Origin of the sequence: Pseudomonas sp. (genome assembly GCF_028293835.1) — a bacterium.
Taxonomy (GTDB): Bacteria; Pseudomonadota; Gammaproteobacteria; order Pseudomonadales; family Pseudomonadaceae; genus Aquipseudomonas.
In genome coordinates, this window is record NZ_JAQGNX010000132.1 from 15,010 (window position 1) to 30,327 (window position 15,318).

Consider the following 15,318-nt stretch of genomic DNA (forward strand, 5'->3'; position numbering starts at 1 on the left):
GTACCCTGTACCGACGGTAAGGTAGTTGACAACCGTGGCGTTTTATTTTGGAACCCAGCATCTACTCTATAGTCCAGTCAGTAGGACTTATGAGAGAGAACGCCAATGAGTACTTTATCCAAAGGGTCAGGACTGAGACTTTTCACTGCCATAATTGCAGCGGTTTTCGCGCTGTACCTGCTAATAGGAGGGGTATGGCTGACGGCCTTGGGCGGCTCGTTTTACTATGCAATTAGCGGTGTCGTGCTATTGGTTTGCGCCGTGCTTCTGGGGCGACGATCCAACGCTGCGATCTGGCTTTATGCATTACTGATGCTGGCTACCGTTATATGGGGACTGTGGGAATCCGGCACTGATTTCTGGGCCTTGGTGCCACGTTTAGATATTCTGGGTGTGTTGGGGATTTGGTTGCTGATCCCTGCCGTAACGCGTGGTATTGAGACAGACCTTAAAACCGGCAAAATCTTTTTATCGGCAACATTAGTCTTTGCAATTGCAGTGATGGTGTACTCGATCTTCAACGATCCGCAGGAAATCAACGGCAGCCTGGCCACAGCGCAACCAGCTCAAGCCCAGCCAGTTGAAGGGATTGATCCCGCTGATTGGCCTGCATATGGCCGAAGCCAGGCTGGCACCCGTTATTCGCCCCTGAGCCAGATTAACGAGAGCAACGTTAAAGACCTTCAGGTGGCGTGGACTTTCCGTAGCGGTGAATCAAAAACCGACAATGACTCAGGTGAAACCACCAATGAGTTAACGCCAATTAAAATTGGCGCCAACATGTATATCTGCACCACTCACCAGACACTCGTGGCGTTGGACCCGGCAACCGGTAAGGAAAAGTGGAGGTTTGACCCTCAGCTTAAGTCGGATTCTTCATTCCAACATTTGACCTGTCGTGGTGTGGCTTATTTTGATCAGGCCAACAGCACCGGATTTGCTACGAGCCTGGCAGCTGCGCCGTCGGCACAGACCAGTTGCCCACGTAAAGTCTTCCTGCCGGTTAACGATGGGCGTTTATTCGCCATCAATGCTGACAATGGTCAACGCTGTGCGGAGTTTGCCGATAACGGCGAGCTGGATCTTAAGCACATGCAACCTTACCCGTATCCGGGTGGTTTAGAGCCAACGTCCCCGCCCGTAGTGACTGGAACAACTGTCATCATTGGTGGTTCAGTTACTGACAACCTTTCTATACACGAGCCTTCTGGCGCTGTCCGTGGTTACGACGTTAATACCGGTAAGCTGAGATGGATATTTGATACGGGTGCGGAGGATCCGAACGCGGTTCCCGGAGAAGGTCAAACCTTGGTTAACAACTCGCCAAACGCTTGGGCTCCGCTGGCCTATGACGCCAAGACCGATGTGGTTTACATTCCAACCGGTAACCCGACCCCTGATATTTGGGGAGGAAACCGCACCAAGGTTATGGAGCGCTATGCTAGCTCGATCCTGGCGTTAAACGCTTCAACCGGTAAGTTGATTTGGAGCTTCCAGACCACTCACCACGACCTCTGGGATATGGACGTGCCTGCCCAGCCAACGTTGGCTGATGTGAAGACCGACTCCGGGAGTACTGTCCCGGCCGTTTATGTGCCCACCAAGGCGGGTAACCTGTTCGTTATGGATCGCCGTGACGGCAAGCCCATTGTGCCGGTTACCGAAGTACAGGTTCCAACCAGTGGCGTTGCCCAAGGTGACAGGGTCAGCCCTACTCAGCCACGCTCGGCTCTCAACTTGACCTCCATTCAAACATTGGCTGACAAGAACATGTGGGGCGCCACTATGTTTGACCAGCTGATGTGTCGAGTCATATTTAAGCGCCTGGCCTATACAGGTCAATACACGCCACCTTCAGAGCAAGGCACGCTGGTATTTCCGGGCAACCTCGGCGTATTTGAATGGGGCGGCGTTTCTGTAAACCCTGATCGGCAAGTGGCGTTAATGAACCCGATGGCACTGCCGTTCGTGTCCAAACTGATCCCTCGTGGGCCAAACAACCCGTTGTGGCCAAAAGAAGGACTTACGGGCGCGGGCACCGGTACCGAAATGGGCATACAACCTCAGTACGGAGTCCCGTTTGGCGTAGAGATCAATGCCTTCCTGTCACCCTTGGGCCTTCCTTGCAAAGAGCCGGCCTGGGGTTACGTTGCAGGTGTAGATATGAAAACCCACGATGTGGTGTGGCGTAAACGTATCGGCACCGTGCGTGACAGCCTGAAGGGAATTCAATTACCCCCGCTGAAAATTGGTGTTCCTATGCTAGGCGGACCCATTTCGACGGCAGGCAATCTAATGTTCATTGCCGGTACGCAGGATGATTACCTTCGTGCTTACAACGTCACAAATGGGGATTTGCTATGGCAAGCTCGTCTGCCTGCAGGCGGGCAAGCAACACCGATGACCTATGAAACCGATGGCAAACAATATGTCGTTCTCATGGCCGGTGGTCATGGTTCGTTTGGCACGAAGATGGGCGATTACTTAATCGCTTACGCCTTGCCCGCTACAGAGCACAAGTAACCGGTTAGTTGGAATGTTCGGCCTTAAGGGAGCCTAGAGGTAAATCTAGGCTCCCTTTATTTTTGTCTTTGTTCGCAGTAAACCCTCTGGCATGCACCCTCTGAAACCGTAGCTAGTTCATCGCCGTCATGATCATGACGGTATTCCTCCACGGTTCTGGTCCATTTTTGCCATCGCTGACTACTAGCAATCCATTCGAGTTGCAGGGTTTAGACCTGGAAACCATCGGCTGGGACGTCGACCTATGCGCCTACTGATTCAAAACCTGTCTCAATGCATCCTCAGTGTGGATTAGACCTACCGGTTTCTGAGTGTTCCAATTCGTTCCGACAACGTGCCTGGCCAGCTCCATCGACGAAACAAAAACAAAAAATAACAAGGTGAATTAATGAGCCACTCCAAACTCCTCGATACAGCATTGGCTGTACCTGCGTCGGACATCCGCAGGACCCGTCGGCGCTGGCTGATGCTGTTTCTTTTGTTCATCGCGACCGTCATTAATTACGTTGATCGCTCTAACCTTTCTGTCGCTGCGCCAGGAATCAGCCATGAGCTGGGGCTGGATCCTGTGCAAATGGGCCTTTTGTTCTCGGCGTTCGGCTGGACCTACGCCATTTTCAACCTGCCTGGCGGCTATGTAGTAGACCGCCTGGGCTCGCGTCTGGCGCTGGGCGGCTCAATGCTGCTTTGGTCCGGTGCTACGCTGTTGCAGTGTTTTTCTTCGACATTCGGCGGACTGTTTGGCCTTCGTCTGACCGTGGGGGCCACCGAGACTCCGGCACCGCTTGCCAGCAACCGCATCGTTACGACCTGGTTTCCGAAAAGCGAACGCGGTTTTGCCACCAGCGGTTTCGTTGTTGGCCAGTACCTGGGCCCGGCACTGGTGACGCCCATTCTGTTTTGGGTGGCTGCTTCGTTTGGCTGGCGTGAGGTGTTTCTGGTCACCGGCGGAGCGGGCATCCTCTTCGGCCTGATCTATCTGGCGGTATATCGCGATCCGCTCAAGGACAAGAAAATCAACGCTGCGGAACGCCAGTTCATCGAAAACGGCGGTGCGCTGACTGAAGCCAAAACCACCAGCAAGCTTAACTTGCGTGATCTAGCGTCGCTGTTGCGCTTCAGACAGATATGGGCGTTGTGCATCGGCAAGTTCGCAGTGATGTCCACCCAGTATTTCTTCCTGACCTGGTTTCCCACCTACTTGGTCAAGGAGCGAGGAATGTCGCTGTTACAAGCCGGTTTCATGACGTCGCTGCCTTACCTTGCAGCATCAGTCGGCGTGCTGCTGAGCGGTCTTTGGTCTGACCGTCTGCTGCGTCGAACTTCAAGCCTGGACAAGGCCCGCAAGATACCGATCATTACCGGTTTCGTTCTGGTATCGACCATTGTGCTGGCGAACTTCACCGAATCCAACGTACTGGCGATGGCCATTCTGACCTTCGCTTATTTCGCTCAAGGCATGTCATCCACGTCATGGGCTATCGTCGCCGAGACGGCGCCCGCCGAGATGATCGGCGTCACCAGCGGCCTGATCAATTTTGTCGGCAACCTCTCCGGCATTGTCACCCCGATTGTCATCGGCTTCATTGTGGCCAGTACGGGTTCGTTCGTATGGGCGCTAGGCTTTATCGGCATCTGCGCCCTGATCGGGGCCCTGTCCTATACCTTCCTTCTGGGGCCGATCCATCGTCTGCAGCTCAACACGCAACAGCCATCAGTTGCCTGAACCGTGGTGGTGTGGTCGCTGTGCTAGTCGGCTGCATTCAGATCAAGGACGAATGAGCGAAGGGTGCTCACCACTGGCTTGTTGGAATCCCGGTGCCAGGCCAGATGCAGCTCGGCAGCCGTTCCAGACAGGTCAATGGTTCTGAACTCGACATGCTCCAACCGTAACTGGCGTGCGGAGCTGGGCACCAGCGCGAGGCCCATGCCCGCGCTGACCAGGGACAGAATCGTGTGGGTCTGAAACAGGTACTGGACGTAACGCGGTTCTACCCCGGCAGCGCGGAACATGCCGGCCAGCAACTCGTAGGAATAACGGCCCTCGGCGGGGGAATACATGATGAACGGCTGGCCGTCCAAGTCGCTCAGCGTCACCTCGGGCCGCTGCGCCAAAGGATGCGCCTGGGGAAGCGCCAATATAAACGGGTCGCGCAGCACGCAGATGGTCTGGATGGCGGGACGAGCCCTCAGGGGGCGTATCAGGCCCAGGTCAATACGACCTGAGGCCAGTGCTTCCTGCTGCTCGGGAGTGGTCATCTCCTTGAGCACCAGGTCGATGTTTTCCAGCGAACGATGAGCCGCCGAGACCACGCTTGGCAGGAAGTGATAGCTGGCGGCAGGGATGAAACCGAGGCTGACTGAACCCGCTTCGCCGCGAATTGCGCGTCGCGCGGTCAGGGCTGCGGCTTCGCTGCGCACCAGAACGTCTTCCGCCTCCGGCAAAAAAGCCAGGCCCGCTGGAGTCAGTCGAACAGTACGTCGGGTTCGCTCCAGTAGTTGGACGCCCAGTTCATGCTCGAGCAGCTGGATCTGTCGACTCAGCGGTGGCTGGGTCATGTTTAGGCGTTGCGCTGCTCGGCCGAAGTGCAACTCGGTCGCCACCGCAACGAAGCAACGCAGCTGAAATAGCTGAAACATGATTCAAATCCTGAATGGGTAGCGATCGATTATAGGGTGCAATTGAATCAAAGAAGCGCTCGGCGCTGTAAAAGGCGCCGCCACCACAAGCGGAATTTCGTCAACAGTATTGGATTTGGAGCAATCATGAGTGACCAACAATCTCAACGGGGATCTCTACGAAGCGCCCTGAATGGTATTTCAGGCATCCTCGTTACGCCGTTCGACGATAAAGACTGTATTGCGCCTGAGCGTCTGGCTCCCATCATCAATCGGGCCGTCAATGCTGGGGTGCATGCGCTGGTTGCCAATGGCAACACCGGCGAGTTCTATGGGTTAACCCTGACCGAGGCGCAGGCCATGGTCCATGCCGCCAGCGAACATATTGCCGGGCGAGTGCCGCTGATCGGTGGCGTAGGGCGCAGCGTGCATGACGCTTGTGCACTGGCCAGAGTATCGCTCGATGCAGGGGCCGCCGCGTTGATGGTGCATCAGCCACCCGATCCGTTTTCCGCTCCCCGTGCGCTGATCGATTACCTGAAGCGGATAGGCGATGCGGCCGACGGCTTGCCCTTGATCCTCTACTTACGCAATGAGTCCATCGGCCTGCCGACCATCGAGGCCCTGTGCCGATTGCCTTCGGTCATCGGCGTCAAATGGGCTTCCCCTACACCCATGGTGTTGGCCGAGGCCATTCGCCGGACGGCGGACCTGGACATTGCCTGGGTCGGTGGTCTGGCCGAGAGCTGGGCGCCGCCATTCTATGCCGTGGGTGCCCGAGGCTTCACGTCCGGGTTGATCAACGTGTTGCCAGAGCAGTCGGTGGCCATCCATACCGCCCTGGAGGCGGCTCGTTACCCACAGGCAATGCAACTGATAAACGAGATGCTGCCGTTCGAGGAATTGCGCGCCGAAGAGAGCAACGGAGCCAATGTCACGGTAGTCAAGGCAGCCTTGCAACTGATGGGCGACGACTGTGGCGCGACCCGTCCGCCATCGGCCTGGCCATTGGCGGCACCGGCGCTGACCCGTCTTGAAGGATTGCTTCATGACTGGAATCTGCTGCGTCCCTGAAGCTAATCCCGTGCGAAACGAACTATCCCCGGCATCGACCGGCTTTGTGAACGAAGGTGTTGGAATGAGTGAACGCGATCTCAGTCTCGGTACGGCCACGTCGCAGCGATCTGCAGCAACCCCCAAGGTCGACCCCACCGCTACATTGGGTCGGCCAAAGACCGGAACGCGGCTGTCTCGACGTTTGAATGCGCTGTTGTGCCTTCAGGACTTCGAGGCGGCAGCCCGCCGTCATCTACCGCGTCCGATTTTCGGCTACATCTTCGGCGCGGCTGAAGATAACGTTTCGGTCAGCGAAAACCGTCGCGTATTTGACCGCTATCGCTTCGTGCCACGTGTCTTGGTGGACGTCTCGAAACGTTCACAGCAGACCCGCTTGTTTGGTAAGACTTATGACGCTCCGTTTGGCATCGCGCCGATGGGCATCAGCGCACTGTCGGCTTACCGTGGCGACCTGGTGCTAGCGCAGGCGGCCGCCCAGTCCAATATCCCCATGATTATGAGCGGATCGTCATTGATTCGGCTGGAAGAGGTTGCGCAGCTAAGCGCCGACGCATGGTTCCAGGCGTATCTTCCCGGTGATGAGGCCGACATCGTCGCCCTGATCAAGCGGGTGGAGCAGGCCGGATTTGAGAATCTGGTGATCACTGTCGATACGCCGGTGCCGGGTAACCGGGAAAACAACGTGCGCGCCGGCTTTTCAACCCCGTTGCGGCCAAACTTGCGTCTGGCGCTGGATGGGATAACTCACCCTCGGTGGATGTTCGGCACGTTCCTGCGGACCCTGCTGCGCCATGGTGTGCCGCACTTCGAAAATAACTATGCACGTCGCGGCGCGCCAATCATCTCGCCTACCGTTGAACGTGACTTTGCCAGCCGGGGACACCTGAACTGGCAGCATTTGGCGCTGATTCGGCGAATCTGGCCGGGACGCTTGATAGTCAAGGGCATTCTGGACAAGGACGACGCACGGCTTGCCTGCGAGATCGGGGTGGACGGGCTGATTGTTTCTAACCATGGCGGGCGGCAGTTGGACGGTGCAGTGACGCCGCTGGATGTGCTGCCTGGCATCGTTGAAGCCTGCGGCAGCATTCCGGTCATGGTCGATAGCGGCTTCCGACGCGGCACCGATGTGCTCAAGGCATTGGCGCTCGGCGCACGCTTCGTCTTCATCGGGCGACCCTTTGGTTACGCCGCCGCGGTTGGCGGGGCAGAGGGCGTCAACCATGCGATCAATTTGCTCAAGGAAGAAGTGTCCCGGGACATGGGGATGCTGGGTATTTGCAGCGTCGATGAAATGACTGCCCAACGCATGCAGTGCTTGCCCCGTTGCGATTGAGGGCGGCGCTCAATCATTTGGCTATTTCGAAATAACATTTTTCCGTCGCGACGGCCGGCTGCGTCCCGATGGTTCTACGAGTGGAGAACACCTATGCAATTATCTGGACAGAACTACATCGGCGGTGGACGCAGCGCGGCGGGGAATGTGCTGATCCAAAGCATTGATGCAAGCACTGGGGAGAAGCTGCCCTACAACTTTTACCAGGCAACGCCGGTCGAGGTAGCGGCTGCCGCAACGGCGGCGCAGGTCGCTTACCCTTTGTACCGAAGCCTGTCCGCGTCCAGACGTGCTGAGTTTCTCGACGCGATTGCCGATGAGCTAGATGCCCTGGGTGACGATTTCATTGCGCACGTGTGCCTTGAAACGGCATTGCCAACTGGACGAATCCAGGGGGAACGCGCGCGCACCAGCGGGCAGATGCGGTTGTTTGCCAGCGTCCTGCGCCGAGGCGACTTCTACGCTGCCCGCATCGACCACGCGCAAGACCAGCGCAAACCGCTGCCGCGCCCGGACATCCGCCAATACCGCATAGGCCTGGGGCCGGTGGCGGTGTTTGGCGCGAGTAATTTCCCTCTGGCGTTTTCTACTGCGGGCGGCGACACCGCATCGGCGTTGGCCGCTGGCTGCCCGGTGGTGTTCAAGGCACACAGCGGGCATATGGTCACGTCGGAGCATGTGGCTGATGCAATCATCCGCGCTGCAGACAGCACCGCTATGCCAGCAGGTGTCTTCAATATGATTTACGGAAGCGGCGTCGGCGAGGCGCTGATCAAGCATCCGGCGATCCAGGCTGTTGGCTTTACCGGCTCGCTAACGGGCGGGCGGGCGCTATATGACATGGCGGCAGCTCGGCCCCAGCCAATTCCGGTGTTCGCCGAGATGTCTAGCATCAACCCGATGTTGCTATTGCCTGAGGCGATCAAAATTCGAGGTGCCCAAATCGCCACTGAACTCACGGCCTCGGTGGTGCTCGGAGCAGGACAGTTCTGCACCAGTCCTGGCATGGTGATTGGCATACGATCGCCGGAATTCAGCGCATTCGTGCAGCGTTTCTCGGAATTAATGGCCGACCAGCCCGCACAGACCATGCTCAACCCTTCAGGTCTGAACAGTTATTGCCGTGGAGTGGAGAGCCTTCTCGCGAACTCAGGCATTAGCCATTTGGCCGGTGGCGTACAGACGGGCAACCAAGCGTTACCCCAACTGTTTAAGGCCGACGCCACGCTGCTCATCGACGGCGATCCGCTGTTGCAGGAGGAGGTATTCGGGCCAGCCACTCTGGTTATTGAGGTGGCCGACAAAGCCCAGCTGATTGAAGCCTTGCAGGGCTTGCAAGGGCAATTGACGGCGACCTTGATCGCCGAGCCGACCGATCTCGATGCCTACGCTGATTTGTTGCCGTTGCTGGAGCAAAAGGCCGGCCGAGTGATTCTCAACGGCTATCCAACCGGGGTAGAAGTCTGTGACGCCATGGTGCATGGCGGGCCTTGGCCTGCGACTTCCGATGCGCGCGGGACGTCTGTCGGGACACTGGCTATCGATCGCTTCCTCCGTCCGGTGTGTTACCAAAATTACCCTGACACCCTGCTACCAGACGCGCTGAAAGAGAACAACCCGCTAGGGCTCATGCGGTTAGTGGATGGTGTATCGACTCGATAATCACCTCGGGCTAGACTTTCTTGCACCTCGGCCTCGACAATCGCAGGCCTGCGAGAAGGAGATCAGTGTGAACACTTGCCCGGTTTTACTGCTCCGCTGCGCGCCATGATCAGCGCTCAGGTGCTGTCCCCCGAAACCATGACATTGGGATGGGGGCTGTATGTGCCTGTGTTGCTGTGGGCGGTATGGCGTGCGCCGTGGGTCGAGCTGTTCACCGATGCCCGACGCCAGCATCTGTTATTCGGAACCGTGTTCGCGCTGTTTCTGCTATGGCTGGTTCGGCGAGATTTCGATACTGGCGTCTCGTACCATTTCATCGGCATGACCGCCGTTACCTTGCTGCTGGATTGGCCGCTGGCAATTGTCGGTGGGCTGGTGGCGCAACTTGGTTTGTTGCTGCTCGGTCGACAAGACCTTGCGGCGCTGGGCGTAAACGGCCTGCTGCTGATTGTGCTGCCAGTGTTGGTGACTGAAGCCTGCGCCATGCTGGTCGAGCGGGGCCGGCCGAAAAATCCCTTTGTGTATATTTACTGCTCCGGATTCCTGGCGGCGGCGTTATCAGCGTTGCTGTGCTTGCTGCTGGGGTTGGTCGTGCTCTGGTTCGACGGATTGTTTGCGATGCCGGAATGGCTGGAAGATTTTGTCGGCTACTTGTGGCTGATCATTTTTCCGGAAGCCTTCATCAACGGCATGGTGGTCAGTGCGCTGGTGGTGTTTTGTCCCGAATGGCTCGAAACGTTCAACCGTACCCGTTACCTGTCCGCGCCCTGGAACGAGGGCGGGCCGTCTAAGGGTGGCCGCTGATCATTGCAATCAGCAGCCGCGTGGGATCAGTGTTCCCGTGACGGGAAATCGCCAGAGAACGACTCATCCTCGGCGTCCGGGCTCACCGGAATCGCGTGCTCTTCAGAAGCCCAGGCACCCAGGTCAATCAGTTTGCAGCGATCAGAACAGAATGGCCGGAACAGGCTGGCAGCGCTCCATTCCACGGGGGCGCCACACGTAGGGCATTCGACGGTCAAGGGCTGGCTCATGGTTGGCCTCCATGTAAGGTTAAATAAAAGTGGTGCAGACGCTCGACTTCGCTTTTCAGCCAAGCAGGGTCTCGATCATTGACCAGTACGTCATCAGCATGGCTCAAGCGCAGTTCGCGATGGGCCTGAACGTTGAGAATGGCCTTCACCTGCTCCTCGCCGGTGCTGTCGCGAAGCATGGTGCGCTGGATTTGCAGATGCTCCGGAGCATCAATCACCAAAACCCGCTGAGTCATCTTGTACTGACCAGACTCCACCAACAACGGCGAAACCAGAATCGCATATGGCGATTCTGCCCGAGCCAGGTAACTCATGATTTCCTGGCCGATCAGCGGATGCAGCAAGGCTTCAAGCCAGCGTCGCTGTTCCGGGTCCTGAAAAATCAGGCCACGTAACGCGCTTCGGTCCAGCTGGCCGTCGGCTTGCAGCACATTCGCGCCAAAATGCTCGGCGATCTGCGTTAGCGCCGGCCGGCCAGGCTCCACCACCCAGCGGGCAGCGTGGTCGGCATCCACCAAGTGAACGCCCAAGTCGATAAAGTGCTGAGCGGCTGCACTTTTACCGCTGCCAATGCCACCGGTAAGGCCGAGAATCCAGGGTTTGAAAACAGGGTTGGTCATTTGAAACCGGCAAACTGCATGTAGGTGTCGGTTATTTGACCACCCCAGAGCAAAGCGATCCAGCCCGCAATGGCCAAATAAGGACCGAAGGGGATCGGCGTGGCAGTGCTGGCATTGCGCAAACGCAACATAATCAGGCCCAACACCGCGCCCACCAGCGACGACAGCAGAATTGTCAGCGGAAGTATCTGCCAGCCACCCCACGCCCCCAGCATCGCCAGCAACTTGAAGTCGCCATAGCCCATGCCTTCTTTGCCAGTGACCAACTTGAACAGCCAGAACACCAGCCACAAACTCATATAACCCGCCACCGCACCCCACAACGCATCGTGTAAGTTGGTGAACAGACCAAAGGTATTAACAATCAAACCCAGCCACAACAGCGGCAACACCAACGCGTCCGGCAACAGTTGATGATCTGCATCGATCAGACTCATCGTCAACAAACCCCACGCCAACACCAACATTGCCGCCGCCTGCCAACCAAACCCGAAATGCCAGGCGATAAACGCCGAAATCAGTCCACACGCGAGCTCAACGATGGGGTAACGCTTGCTGATCGGTGCCTTGCAGCTGGAACACTTGCCGCCCAGAAGCAAATAACTAACGACCGGCAAATTTTCCCATGGGCGGATTTTATGGGCGCAGTGCGGGCAGCGGGAATGGGGGAGCATCAGGTTGAAGGTGATTGTGTCTGGTTCGGCTGGGAGGGCGAGCATCTCGCGAGATTGAGCCTTCCAGTCGCGGTTTAGCATAATAGGCAGACGGTAGATGACCACGTTTAGGAAACTGCCGACTAGAAGGCCTAAGACGAGAGTGCAAACGATAAAGGCCAGCGGAGAGCTGGCCAGTAGGTTAATAAGGGGCATGGTTAGACTACGTTACCGAGCTGGAAGATGGGGAGGTACATGGCTATTACCAGGCCGCCGACGACTATGCCGAGGACGGCCATGATGAAAGGCTCCATGAGGGCGGTCATATTTTCGACCATAGCGTCGACTTCGTCCTCGTAGTAGGTGGCGACCTTATCGAGCATTCCGTCGAGTGAGCCAGATTCTTCGCCAATGGCTGTCATCTGGATGGCTAAAGTGGGAAATACACCGGTACTGCGCATCGAGAAGTTGAGTTGCATGCCGGTTGAGACATCCAATTTTATCCGGTTGACTGCATTTTTGAACACCACGTTGCCAGTAGCCCCAGCAACAGAGTCAAGAGCTTCAACCAGAGGTACCCCTGCAGCAAACGTCGTGGATAAGGTCCGGGCATAGCGTGCGACCGAAGACTTGTAAATCAGTGGGCCGACAACTGGAAGCTTCAATAAGCCTCGATCCAGTGAGTCACGAAATTTTTGAGATGTCTTATATGCGCGTTTAAATAGGAAGATCGTGAGTGCCATTCCCGCAATAACGATATACCACCATTGTTGTAAACCTTCGGAAAGTCCGATGACCATCAGGGTGAATGCAGGTAGCTTCGCCCCGAAGCTTGAGAAAACCGACTGGAATTGCGGGACGACTTTTATCAGCAAAATTGCTGAAACAATCATTGCCACGATCACTACTGCAATGGGGTAGGTCATAGCCTTTTTTATTTTTGCTCTTAGGGCCTCGGTTTTTTCCTTATAAGTTGCGACTCTTTCCAGTAATACTTCAAGCGCGCCGGCTTGCTCGCCCGCATCAACTAAACTGCAATACAAGTCGTCGAAATACTGTGGTTTTTTCTTTAATGCGAAAGCGAAGCTGTTACCTGCCGCGACCTCCTGCTTGATGTCATTTACTAGAGTACGCATTCTAGGGTTGTCAGAGCTTTCCCCTATAATGTCAAAGGACTGCAGTAGCGGAACCCCGGCTTTCATCATGGTCGCCATCTGTCGCGTGAAAAATGCGATATCCATTGGCTTTATCTTTTTACCTTCCCCGAAAATCGAGATAGATTTTTTTCGAACCTTAATGGGCGTGATGCCTTGCTTGCGCAATTGGGCCTTGATCAATGGCTGGTTATGCCCGCTCAGTTCGCCAGTAACTTTCATGCCTTTTCTGTCCGTGCCTTCCCACGAATAAACACTGACTTTTACTGCTTTGGTAGCCATGCTTAATCCTTGGTCACACGGTTGATTTCTTCAAGACTGGTCACGCCTTGCATCGCTTTCATCAGCCCGGACGTGCGCAGATCATTAAAACCGTCTTTGCGCATCTGAACGGCGATATCCATAGAGTTGCCTTCTTCCATGATGAGTCGTTGCAATTCTGGAGTGTTTTTTACCACCTCATAAATTCCGACACGGCCCTTGTAGCCACCATTGCAATTATCACACCCGACTGGGGCGTAGAGCTTGAATGTGCCAATCTTATCGTCGGGAAAACCTTCTTTGATCAGCGTTTCATGAGGTATATCGCTTTCTTTCTTGCACAACGGGCAGAGTTTACGTGCGAGTCGCTGGGCAATGATCAGGTTAATGGCCGTTGCAATATTGAAAGATGCCACACCCATGTGCTGCAGACGGGTCAAAGTTTCCGCTGCGCTGTTGGTGTGCAGGGTGGATAATACCATGTGCCCTGTTTGCGATGCCTTGATGGCAATCTCGGCAGTTTCCAGGTCACGGATTTCGCCCACCATAATCACGTCTGGATCTTGGCGCAGAAAGGCACGCAGCGCCTGAGAGAAGTCCATGCCTTGGCGCGGATTGACGTTGACCTGGTTGATGCCTTCCAGATTGATCTCCACTGGGTCTTCCGCCGTGGAGATGTTGATGTCCACAGTGTTCAGAATGTTCAAGCCCGTATAAAGCGACACGGTTTTACCTGAGCCGGTGGGACCTGTGACCAGGATCATGCCTTGCGGCTGTCTCAATGCGTTCAGGTACAGCTCTTTTTGTTCGGGTTCATAGCCGAGTGCGTCGATGCCCATCTGCGCAGAGGATGGGTCGAGAATTCGCATCACTATCTTTTCGCCCCAAAGAGTGGGCAGGGTGTTGACTCGAAAATCGATAGCCTTAGTTTTGGAGATCCGCAGCTTAATCCGGCCATCTTGTGGGCGGCGGCGCTCAGAAATATCCAGGCTGGCCATAACCTTTAAGCGTGCCGCGATTCTGCCGGCCAGGTGGATGGGCGGCTTGGCGACTTCGTGAAGGATACCGTCGGTTCGAAGACGCACGCGATAAGTCTTCTCATACGGCTCAAAGTGCAAGTCGGACGAGCCCAGCTTGATGGCATCCAGCAGCATCTTATTGACGAAGCGTACAACGGGGGCATCGTCTGCATCTTGCCCTGCGATGGCGTCCTGTTTTTTATCGTCCAGGTTTTCAATGTCGAGATTTTCCAGGTCGACATCCGCCATGTCGCCCAACCCTGCATTGGCGCTTTCAAAATATTTTTCAATGGCGTCAGTTAGCTTGTCGTCTTCGACCAAAATCGCTTCGGTATTAAGCCCAGTACTGAACTGGACATCTGTAATAGCCTGATGATTGGTGGGATCAGAAATGCCAACAAATAATTTGTTGCCACGCCGCCACAGGGGCAGCACGTGGTGTTGGCGAACCAATTTTTCGCTGACCAACCCTTTAGGTTGCCCTTCTTTATCAAGGGTACTCAGATCCAGGAAGGGCACCCCGAATTGCTCCGAGGCAATTTCAGCCAACACAATGCTTTTAAGCAGCTTGTTCTGTACCAGATAGCTGACCAGCGATATTTTGCTGCGCTGAGCTTTCTGATATGCGTCTTGAGCGACCTTTTCATGGAGCAGTTCGGCTACCACCAACTGCTTAGCCAAACCTGTAAGAGCGACGTCAGTCATAAAACCACCAAACACAGACAATGCAGGGTTTATAGCTCAGTCGGGCGGTGCTGCCAATATACGGCAGTAAGATGTGACGAAAATTGTCAGTTTGTGTCAGATCGAAGGATCAGAATAACGGACATCAAGTCCGTTTAGCCTCGGTTTCGTGCGGATTTTCGCATATTGGCACGGCCCATGCTTTGTATAGGTCAGACCACATCAAATTGACGCGTTGGAGAATTTATGAAATTGCAAAAAGGCTTTACGCTGATCGAGCTTATGATCGTAGTAGCGATTATCGGCATCTTGGCTGCAGTTGCACTGCCCGCCTATCAGAACTACACAATGCGCGCTCGTTACACTGAATTAACTTCTGTCGCAGACGGTTATAAGACTGCCGTTGCCATGTGCATATCTTCGCTAGGTGCTGCAACTGACTGTGCAAGCGGTACAAATGATATTCCAGCAACAACTGCGACTACCTACGTTGCCAGTGTGGCAGTTGCAGCTGGGGTTATCCTTGTAACTCCTACCGGTACTGGTTCCATTCCCGTCGGTGCAACGTATCAGTTAACGCCTGTTGTGAACGATGGCTCGACTACTTGGACGGTTGGTGGTGGCTGTATAAACTCGACGCCTGTACTTTGTAAGGTATCGGGTACTTAAAAAAACT

At 55.5% G+C, this 15,318-nt stretch carries 13 protein-coding genes; 7 read left to right on the top strand and 6 right to left on the bottom strand.

What is annotated here, in order from left to right:
• The first annotated feature begins 105 nt into the window (after positions 1 to 105).
• The gene (locus tag JWR17_RS18670; RefSeq protein ID WP_299833545.1) at positions 106 to 2,523 is read left to right on the top strand and encodes a glucose/quinate/shikimate family membrane-bound PQQ-dependent dehydrogenase; all 2,418 of its coding nucleotides are present in this window, start codon (positions 106 to 108) and stop codon (positions 2,521 to 2,523) included.
• A 388-nt stretch (positions 2,524 to 2,911) separates the two neighbouring features.
• Entirely contained in the window at positions 2,912 to 4,249 is a 1,338-nt protein-coding gene (locus JWR17_RS18675; protein ID WP_299833547.1) for an MFS transporter, read from the top strand.
• Positions 4,250 to 4,272: 23 nt separating this feature from the next.
• Here JWR17_RS18675 and JWR17_RS18680 read toward each other — a convergent pair whose 3' ends face one another.
• On the bottom strand, positions 4,273 to 5,163 hold the full coding sequence (locus tag JWR17_RS18680) for a LysR family transcriptional regulator (RefSeq protein WP_299833549.1): 891 nt from the start codon (positions 5,161 to 5,163) through the stop codon (positions 4,273 to 4,275).
• A gap of 126 nt (positions 5,164 to 5,289) precedes the next feature.
• On the opposite strand from JWR17_RS18680, the gene JWR17_RS18685 reads away from it, so the two are divergent.
• The 4 genes from JWR17_RS18685 (at position 5,290) to JWR17_RS18700 (ending at position 10,021) form a co-directional block, all read left to right on the top strand.
• A complete protein-coding gene (locus JWR17_RS18685; protein ID WP_299833551.1) occupies positions 5,290 to 6,216 on the top strand; it encodes a dihydrodipicolinate synthase family protein in 927 nt (308 codons plus the stop codon).
• A 64-nt stretch (positions 6,217 to 6,280) separates the two neighbouring features.
• On the top strand, positions 6,281 to 7,555 hold the full coding sequence (locus JWR17_RS18690; RefSeq protein WP_299833552.1) for an alpha-hydroxy acid oxidase: 1,275 nt from the start codon (positions 6,281 to 6,283) through the stop codon (positions 7,553 to 7,555).
• Between the two features lie 93 nt (positions 7,556 to 7,648).
• Positions 7,649 to 9,217 (top strand): aldehyde dehydrogenase (NADP(+)), encoded by a 1,569-nt coding sequence (locus JWR17_RS18695; RefSeq protein WP_299833554.1) that lies wholly within the window; start codon positions 7,649 to 7,651, stop codon positions 9,215 to 9,217.
• Between the two features lie 105 nt (positions 9,218 to 9,322).
• Complete coding sequence (locus tag JWR17_RS18700) at positions 9,323 to 10,021, top strand: energy-coupling factor ABC transporter permease (RefSeq protein ID WP_299833568.1); 699 nt, start codon at positions 9,323 to 9,325, stop codon at positions 10,019 to 10,021.
• Positions 10,022 to 10,047: 26 nt separating this feature from the next.
• Here JWR17_RS18700 and yacG read toward each other — a convergent pair whose 3' ends face one another.
• The 5 genes from yacG to pilB are packed head-to-tail and all read right to left on the bottom strand — an operon-like array spanning position 10,048 to position 14,663.
• Positions 10,048 to 10,251, bottom strand: coding sequence for a DNA gyrase inhibitor YacG (gene yacG / locus JWR17_RS18705; protein WP_297839137.1), 204 nt, complete (start codon positions 10,249 to 10,251; stop codon positions 10,048 to 10,050).
• Positions 10,248 to 10,871 carry a dephospho-CoA kinase gene (gene coaE / locus JWR17_RS18710; protein WP_299833557.1) on the bottom strand — a complete coding sequence of 208 codons (624 nt, stop codon included), beginning with the start codon at positions 10,869 to 10,871 and terminating at the stop codon, positions 10,248 to 10,250. The genes yacG and coaE overlap by 4 nt, the downstream gene beginning before the upstream one ends.
• Positions 10,868 to 11,740, bottom strand: coding sequence for an A24 family peptidase (locus JWR17_RS18715; protein ID WP_299833559.1), 873 nt, complete (start codon positions 11,738 to 11,740; stop codon positions 10,868 to 10,870). The genes coaE and JWR17_RS18715 overlap by 4 nt, the downstream gene beginning before the upstream one ends.
• Before the next feature lie 2 nt (positions 11,741 to 11,742).
• Positions 11,743 to 12,960: a type II secretion system F family protein gene (locus JWR17_RS18720; protein ID WP_299833561.1), complete on the bottom strand. Its 1,218-nt coding sequence runs from the start codon at positions 12,958 to 12,960 to the stop codon at positions 11,743 to 11,745.
• A gap of 2 nt (positions 12,961 to 12,962) precedes the next feature.
• The gene (gene pilB / locus JWR17_RS18725; RefSeq protein ID WP_299833563.1) at positions 12,963 to 14,663 is read right to left on the bottom strand and encodes a type IV-A pilus assembly ATPase PilB; all 1,701 of its coding nucleotides are present in this window, start codon (positions 14,661 to 14,663) and stop codon (positions 12,963 to 12,965) included.
• A gap of 225 nt (positions 14,664 to 14,888) precedes the next feature.
• Between pilB and JWR17_RS18730 the strand changes: the two genes are divergently transcribed.
• On the top strand, positions 14,889 to 15,311 hold the full coding sequence (locus tag JWR17_RS18730) for a prepilin-type N-terminal cleavage/methylation domain-containing protein (protein WP_299833565.1): 423 nt from the start codon (positions 14,889 to 14,891) through the stop codon (positions 15,309 to 15,311).
• The last annotated feature ends 7 nt before the right edge of the window (positions 15,312 to 15,318 follow it).

Excerpts from the sequence above, each read along its gene's own strand:
- JWR17_RS18670 (WP_299833545.1), top strand. The coding sequence starts at position 106 with ATGAGTACTTTATCCAAAGGGTCAGGACTGAGACTTTTCACTGCCATA.
- JWR17_RS18675 (WP_299833547.1), top strand. The coding sequence starts at position 2,912 with ATGAGCCACTCCAAACTCCTCGATACAGCATTGGCTGTACCTGCGTCG.
- JWR17_RS18680 (WP_299833549.1), bottom strand. The coding sequence starts at position 5,163 with ATGTTTCAGCTATTTCAGCTGCGTTGCTTCGTTGCGGTGGCGACCGAG.
- JWR17_RS18685 (WP_299833551.1), top strand. The coding sequence starts at position 5,290 with ATGAGTGACCAACAATCTCAACGGGGATCTCTACGAAGCGCCCTGAAT.
- JWR17_RS18690 (WP_299833552.1), top strand. The coding sequence starts at position 6,281 with ATGAGTGAACGCGATCTCAGTCTCGGTACGGCCACGTCGCAGCGATCT.
- JWR17_RS18695 (WP_299833554.1), top strand. The coding sequence starts at position 7,649 with ATGCAATTATCTGGACAGAACTACATCGGCGGTGGACGCAGCGCGGCG.
- JWR17_RS18700 (WP_299833568.1), top strand. The coding sequence starts at position 9,323 with ATGATCAGCGCTCAGGTGCTGTCCCCCGAAACCATGACATTGGGATGG.
- yacG (WP_297839137.1), bottom strand. The coding sequence starts at position 10,251 with ATGAGCCAGCCCTTGACCGTCGAATGCCCTACGTGTGGCGCCCCCGTG.
- coaE (WP_299833557.1), bottom strand. The coding sequence starts at position 10,871 with ATGACCAACCCTGTTTTCAAACCCTGGATTCTCGGCCTTACCGGTGGC.
- JWR17_RS18715 (WP_299833559.1), bottom strand. The coding sequence starts at position 11,740 with ATGCCCCTTATTAACCTACTGGCCAGCTCTCCGCTGGCCTTTATCGTT.
- JWR17_RS18720 (WP_299833561.1), bottom strand. The coding sequence starts at position 12,960 with ATGGCTACCAAAGCAGTAAAAGTCAGTGTTTATTCGTGGGAAGGCACG.
- pilB (WP_299833563.1), bottom strand. The coding sequence starts at position 14,663 with ATGACTGACGTCGCTCTTACAGGTTTGGCTAAGCAGTTGGTGGTAGCC.
- JWR17_RS18730 (WP_299833565.1), top strand. The coding sequence starts at position 14,889 with ATGAAATTGCAAAAAGGCTTTACGCTGATCGAGCTTATGATCGTAGTA.